Raw genomic sequence first — 8282 nt, 5'->3', positions numbered from 1 at the left:
TCCGAACGAGGATGCTAATAAGGTCACTATTCGGCAGGCCGATGTGGCCAGCGCATTTCCGGATGAGGTGAGTCAGTTTGAAATCGCACGTTCCAGTGCATTGGACACTGAGCTTAATCGCATACTGGTTGCTGACAGGGGAAAAGTGATGGCAGTAGATATTGCTACTGGGCAGCGTACTGTGTTTATCAACCATGAAAGTGTTTGCAATAGTCGCTTGTCTGGGCTCACCATAGACCATCAAAACTCTAGGCTTTACGGCATTTGCAGAACTGAACAAATTCTAGAGTTTAATTTACTCGATGGAGCCTTTATTGACCAATACACAATAACCCTAAATCCCAACAACGAGTTATTTCTCGGTCTTTCTCTGGATAGATTCAATGGTAGAAATCGATTGGTATTAGTAGAACAAATTTATGAATACAATGAAGGGGGTGGGCGACTAATTGGTTTTTCGCTGGATTCGAAAGAATTTTCTGTTATTTCCGACGCTAGTGAACAACCCCTGATAAAAGGTTCATCTGGTGGAATAGCAATAGATGGCGACAATTATTGGATTACATCAGGTGGTCAGCATGAAGACGTAACACTACGTCAAGTCATTAGAGTCAACGCGATAACCGGAAAACATGAGTTATATTCTGATAACGCAACAGGAAGCGGAGAGTTATTTAGTGCTATTTTGCCTGACGGAAATACAGCAGCCCTCAGAGGAATTGTAAAAGATGCAGTAAATAATCGTTTCTTAGTGTTTGAGTCCGTTTCAAGCAAAATCTTATCTATCGATATCGCATCTGGTGACCGTAGTTTATTTAAGGATATATCCTATACTGGAATTACAACGAAATTTGTTACATCTTCCGATCTAGATATTCATGAGATAAAAAGATTTATTTTTTTGTTAGATAGTAGGCGTAAAGCCTTGATACTGGTTGACCTTGAAACAAGCGAGAAAGTAATCCTCACTAAGTCGAAAAATAGTTTTCAATAAAATATTTTGCGATATTCCAAAAGGGGAACGTCAATGGCTCCCCTGATTTACGTCAAACTTCCTCAGCGAGCACTGCAAAGTGCTCGCTGTAAAAATCATCAAGTATTGTCAATTTTCTACAGCTAAGGCTTATTTCCAGCAGGTGGGATACGAGCTTTCTGAACATGCGGCTTTATTCAACCGCCTCTCTCAATCAATATTAATTTAGTGCATAAAATGGCGTCTGATTCATTGTGCGACGCCATTTTTTTATTAAAAATAAAAATAAAACCGGGTCACAAAATGTCTAAAAAAGCGCCACCTATAGTCAATTTCCTACAGCCAAGGCTTATTGCTAGCAGGTAAAATCCGCGCCCTTGGAATCGCTTTGACTTATGCCGCCCCGCATTTTTGTGCATTGCGTCAGCGTTGATGAAAAACTAATGTTTAGGAATGACATATGAGTAACACCCTTCTGCCCAAGTCCCTCCCGTCTCTCCAACAGCAATCACACCTATCACGTCGCAAGCTGTATGCCGCTATGTTAGTTGCGTCCCAATGGATGGCTGCTGGGCATTTGCACGCCGCACCTGAGGGTGGCGAAGTGGTTGCTGGCGAGGGGACTATTACGCAGACCGGTGTAGACACATTGATCCAGCAAGCGAGTGATCGCATGGCCATCGACTGGCGCAGTTTTGATGTGGCTGCCAATGAACGGGTGGAGTTTATTCAACCCAGTTCATCATCTATCGCACTTAACCGTGTACTCAGCAATAACGGCAGTAAGATCCTGGGGCGGATCGATGCTAACGGCCAAGTAATGCTAGTAAATGCCAATGGGGTGGTGTTTGGTAAAGACTCTGTCATTAACGTCGGCGGCATGATTGCCAGTGGCATGAGTATTGATCCGGAGAGTTTTATTAATGGTGATTTCACGCTGAATAGCATTGAGGGTACAGAGGGCAAAGTAATCAATTACGGCATTATAAATGCCGCGACTGGCGGTTCTGTAACACTGGTGGGGCAACAGGTACAGAACGATGGTTTGATTTCCGCCAAGCTGGGGGCAGTGAACTTAGCTGCTGGTAATGAAGCGGTGCTCACTTTTGACCAGTCAGGTTTGGTTGGCGTTAAGGTAACCGAAGCGGTTCTGCAAAATGAACTGGGTGTAGATGCAGCGGTGATTAACAACGGTGACATCATCGCGGAAGGTGGCCGGGTTTTACTGAGCGCCAGCGTGAGTGAGGATATTTTTTCCAACGCCGTCAACAACGCCGGTATGAATAAAGCCAGCAGTGTTGTGGTACACGATGACGGCAGTTTCACCTTGGGCGCGGGCGCTGATGTGATCAATACCGGTGATATTGATACGTCCGTTGCTACCGGTGCAGCGGGTCAGGTTGTAGTGGTAGGCAATAACATCACCAGCAGCGGCACCATCACCGCAAATACCAATTCAGGTACGGCGGGCGCAATTGAACTCCACAGCACCGACACTACGCTGGTGACTGAAACCGGCAATGTTTCTGCGCAAGCAGCTGCTCAGGGTGAGGGCGGCGACATCAAAATCCTCGGCAATAAAGTCGGGTTGTTTGATAGCGCGGAAATAAATGCATCGGGTGCTAATGGTGGCGGGCAAGTATTAATTGGTGGTGATAAAACCGGCGATAATCAAAAAATTCGTAATGCGGATTTTATTTATCTCGGTGAAAACACCGCAGTAAAAACCGATGCGTTAATTAATGGCAATGGCGGTAAATTAATTACCTTCGCAAGCGACACCGCACGCATTTATGGCAACCTCTATTCGCGTGGTGGTAGTGAAGGTGGTAATGGTGGTTTTATTGAAACATCAGGGTTGAAGGGGTTTGAGATTTTAAATACGCCGGATATTACGGCAGCGGCGGGAACTGGTGGGACTTGGTTAATAGATCCTTACGATATTGTAATTGATAGTGATGATTCAACTTCAATAATCACAAGTAACAGTGGTAAAACATTTACATCAAATAACACAGCAATCTTAAGAATTGATATTCTAAGGGATTCTTTAACTAACGGATCAACGGTTATCGTTCAAACCGGAGGTAGTGCAAGCGATGGAGACAATAGCGATACGGACATGGGTAATATTACTCTTGACAAAGGTCTAAATTTTAACTTCAGCGACAATGCCACACTTCGCTTGCTAGCTCATAACAATATTATTTTAAATGAAAATATTCAGCGCAAAAATGACAATGTCACCGGAACGCTTAACCTCGAATTAATCGCTAACAAAGATGATTTGGATGGCGGCGACATCACTGTAGCAAGTGGAAAAACTATTGCCACCAACGGTGGCTATTTTTATGCAGGTGTGCGACCCGCGGTAGATACAGAAGATACAGATGGTTTTTTAAACTCGGATATTGATTCTCCAACCTTAGGAACATTTACATCAACCGGCGCTACCATTGATACAACTGGTGACTTAGGTGGCGGTGATATTGTTATTAACGCTACGAACAATGTAACTTTAGGTTTGGTCGCTTTTGGGTATAACTATTTAAATGCAAATTTTGGCGGTACAAATCCAGATAAAGCTGAATTAATTCGAGTGGGTTCATTAACAATTGATTCCAAAGCTGATGTTACGTTAAATGACGCTATCGATTTTAATAATACAGGTAAAAGGACAAATGCAGGTGGAAAAGGTTACTCAGGAAATTTATTGGATGGTGAAGAAACATTTTTAAGAATAGATGCCTTCGGTAATATAGAAATTAAAGGTCTGATTTCAGACGCAGATTATGGTGATGCGCGTGATGCTTTAAATATTGATTTGACTGCAGGGAAAAATAACACTAGCGGCGGTGACATAAAAATCGAAGCTGACATATATACAGCGGGAGGTAATTTCACCGCGACTAGCACTACATTCACTTCGACAGGTAGATTGATTAATACTGAACGCGCAAACGCCAGTTTAGTTGATATAACAACCAATACAAACGGCAACGGACAACCTAATGGAAATGCACAGTGGTCAAATGGTGGAAATGTTACTATTAATGCTGGGACGAATATTGCATTAGGCGATATTACGACGGATGGCTCATGTCTTGCTCCTTCAGTTTGCACAGGTATTCTATCTTTAGCGGTTACAGATATCGTTCTAGATCCAGATCAACAGCCCAATGTTGTTATCACACAGGCCCCCGGTTCTGTCTTAAAAATTGCAGGCGATGCTACATTTAATGCTGGTACCAATGGTGATATCAAATTAACGAATAATAATATCTTTAATGGCAACCTGCTCTTCACCAGTGCACGCGATGTTGAATTAACAGGGATAACCGCGCTCACACAACCAACAGACACAACTGCCGTTACTTTTGGTAAATCCCAGATTAATAGAAACCTAACGTTAACTTCTGGTGGCGGTGTTACGCAAGTAAATGATCTCTATGTAGGCGGAGAAACCAAATTAACTTTTACTGGCGCTGACAAAAGTATTAATTTGTCTACTCATGTAAATGATTTTGTTGGAAAAATCTCTCTCACCAATAACGTTAGCCACTTGTTATTAAGTGATATTAACAACCTATCACTGGATGCAGTAACGCTTGTCGCTGGCGCAGACGCTTCGATTGGCAACATCGAATTAACTTCTGGTGATGCATACTCCATCATTCTTAATGGAAATCTAAATAGTGCGAATGGAACCACAAAAAATATAACCTTGAATAGCAATGTCACGCTTGCATCTGACGTTGAGCTAAATGCTGGTACAGGGAATATTTTATTTAGTGGCACTATAAATTCAAATGACAATACTACCCCAAGAAACCTAACCGTCACTGGTTCAAAGTCATTCATTTCAGGCGGCATAACCACTGCCGGTGGCGACGTTAAGATAACCGCGTCCGATTCAATTAGCGTAAATTCAATAGATACCTCGGCAGATACAGCCGGCTTAATAGCATTAACTGTAAACGGCAGTGATGCGGCGAGAAGCATCACCGTTAATGGCGATCTAAATGCACAAAATACAGTGGTCGGCCAAAAATCCGTTGATTTAACCTTAGCTAGTGATTCGGCGGGGGGCTCTGTAAAGCTTAATTTCACTCCTACATCTAATTCCTATTTATCATCAGATATTTCTGTGAATGGCTCCGCAGGTTTAGGGCAGACGCTGACAGCGGTTAATGCAAATAACACGTGGAATTTAACGGCGGAAAATGCCGGTACTATTGAAAAAACTGGATCCACATCAAAAATAATAACATTCATAGGCTTTGAAAATATCAATGGTGGTGAGCAAGTAGATACTTTTAATATCACCGATAATATTTCAACCAGTGTCAATGGCGGATCTGGTGATGATGTATTTAATATTAACGTAGCAACAATCGACGCATTGTTAAATGGCGATACAGGCGCAGATACTTTTAATATAGTAACTACCGATGCAGTCACTGCAACACTAAATGGTGGTGGTGATACCGATACGCTTGTCTCTGCAGCAGCGGGAGCTAATAACTGGATGCTTGGTGCTACCGAGTCACTTAATAGCTCCATAGATTTTTCGAATATTGAAAACCTAATGGGTAATAATGATGTCGATACTTTTAGGTTTAACGGCATCCGTGCTTCAACCGGCGTTATAAATGCCAGTGGCAGTGAAGATATTGTTGAAGTATTAAGTGATGCTGAAATTGATTTCAGCGGTGTTTTTTCATTTTTTGGTATTACTAACGCAGAAGTATTGGAGTCAATAAATGGTGGAATTTTAAGGACATTGAGTAACGAGTTAGATGTAATTCAATGGACTTTTAATGCAACCGCTAACTCCGTAACCGACGGTACAAATTTGGTAAAATTCACCGGATTTACAAGCTACATTGGTGGTGAGGGGGACGATAATTTTAGTGTTGAAAATAACATCACATTTGCCGGTTTGGTTGATGGCTCAGATGGAAATAATATTTTCGATTTTAGTGATGCCACCGAAGCTTACTCGATTGTTCTTAGTAGCGCATATCAAACGGATTCATCGGCTACTCTGTCGAATTTCAGTGAAATTAAAGCAAATAGCCATACAGGTACTTCACTTGAAGCTATTGCAGGAACCAATTTCTGGGAAGTAACAGCGAAAGATTCGGGAAAAGTTGGCAATACTACTTTTACTGGAGTCTCGACCATCATCGGTGCTTCCCCTTCAGATAGCATAAGTACTTCAATTAATGGTCATGCAAACTGGTCCATCAAAGCGACTGACCCTAGCACGCTTTCCGACTCTAACGATCCACAAAATGTTTTAATCTCTTTTAGCAATATTGGTAAGTTAGTCGGTTCAATTTATAACGATACCTTTGCTTTCGAAACTGGCGCGAGCATCGTATCTGCCGAAGGTGGTGCCGGGAGCGGGACAGACACAGCTGATTTTTCAGAGCTTGCTGCACGAACAATCACCATCGGTGCGGCAACAGAATTTTCATTTACTGGCGTTGAACGGTTTAAGGCTGATGTCTTGAAAGCGTTTGTGCTAACCGCATCATCCGGCGCGACCTGGACGATTGATAATAGCGGTGGAGAGATTGATGGCACGGTCGGCAACATTGAGTTTGTTGGTTTCAAGACCCTGCAAGGCAGCAATGCGAATGACACCTTTAATTTAATAACGAATTTTGGCGGAGTCATCAACGCTGAGGGTGGAGACGATACTTTCGAAATCCGCAACGGCTATACAGGCGAGTTACAAGGCGGCAATGGGGTTGACACATTTGCGTTTTTCGATGGTGGAAGCATTGGCACCGATGGAATTGTCAACGCGGGAGATGGCTTAGATCAAGTGGACTTAAGGGCATTATCAACCGGCGTTACGGTTGTTGCCTCGAATTCGATGGTTTACGGTGTCGCCAATGTCGAGCGAGTGATAGCCGATTCGAACAAAGGATTTACGCTAACGGCCGGTGGAACAGATAACGCATGGCACATTTACGATTTTGATGGTTCCGGAACTGTTGCTAACGGAGCGAATGATGGTGTAGTAGCGGGAATTCAATTCGTTGATTTCAGCACACTGACCGGCGGAGCATTGGTAGATACCTTTACGATTGATTCTAATTTTACCGGCACCATTTCTGGCGGTGATGGTGCAGATATTTTCAATATCAACGCAGTGGTGACCAATATTTCCGGCGGGATCGGAAATGACAGTTTTGTGTTTTTCAATACCGGCAGTGTCACCACGGCAAGTGGCGATGACGGTAATGACATCGTGGATTTCCGCAATATCAATGCTAGCCATACGGTTACATTGGACGGAACGCGCATCAATAACGTCGACAGTATTTCACGCGTTATTGCGAACAATGCATTTGACTTTACGCTGGCCGCCAATGCGGGTTCCAACACGTGGCGTATTTACGATTTTGATGGTGCAGGCAGTGCATCTGATGGTGTGAACGATGGCGAATTGGCCGGTATTCAATTTATCGATTTCAAAAATCTGCAAGGTGGTTCAGGTGTCGATACCTTTGATATAGACACCAATTTTACCGGTACTATTTCTGGCGGTTCCGGTGCAGATATTTTCAATATCAAAGCTGCCGCAACCAATATTACCGGTGGTGCTGATGATGATAGTTTTGTTTTCTATAGCGCCGGTAGCGTCACTACGGCAAGCGGCAATGATGGCAATGACATTGTCGACTTCCGCAACATTGCGGCTAATCGCACGGTTACTTTAAGCGGTACCAGCATCAACAATGTGGCAAGTGTATCCCGCGTTATCGCCAATAGTGCATTTGATTTCACGTTAGCGGCAACATCGGGTACTAATAGTTGGCGTGTTTACGATTTCGATGGTGCAGGCAATGCATCGGATGGTGTTAATGACGGCGAAGTGGCCGGTATTCAATTTGTCGATTTTAAAAATCTGCAAGGCGGTTTGGGTGTAGATAGCTTTGATATCGATACAAACTTCAGCGGCACTATTTCTGGCGGTGACGGTGCAGATATTTTCAATATCAAGGCGTTAGTCAACACTATTGCCGGTGGTGATGGTGATGATCAATTTGTCTTTTACACGAATGGCAGTGTGATTACGGCAAGCGGTGATGATGGTAATGACATCGTGGATTTCCGCAACATCGCGGCTAACCATACCGTGACTTTAAACGGTACCAGCATCAACAATGTAGCAAGTGTATCCCGCGTTATCGCCAATAGTGCATTTGATTTCACGTTAGCGGCAACAGCGGGTACCAATAGCTGGCGTGTTTATGATTTCGATGGTGCAGGCAGCACATCGGATGGCGTC

Annotated in this window: 2 protein-coding genes; both read left to right on the top strand. The window is 43.4% G+C overall.

Features of this window, described 5'->3' with window-relative positions:
- The coding region (locus tag O59_RS20090) for a hypothetical protein (protein WP_040393763.1) at positions 1-994 on the top strand (994 nt) is incomplete at its 5' end.
- 439 nt (positions 995-1433) lie between these two features.
- Positions 1434-8282 (top strand): filamentous hemagglutinin N-terminal domain-containing protein (locus O59_RS21895; protein WP_198284846.1); only part of this gene is annotated, 6849 nt, incomplete at its 3' end.

Source organism: Cellvibrio sp. BR (assembly GCF_000263355.1).
Classification (GTDB): Bacteria; Pseudomonadota; Gammaproteobacteria; order Pseudomonadales; family Cellvibrionaceae; genus Cellvibrio.
This window is presented reverse-complemented; position numbering and strand designations above follow the sequence as displayed.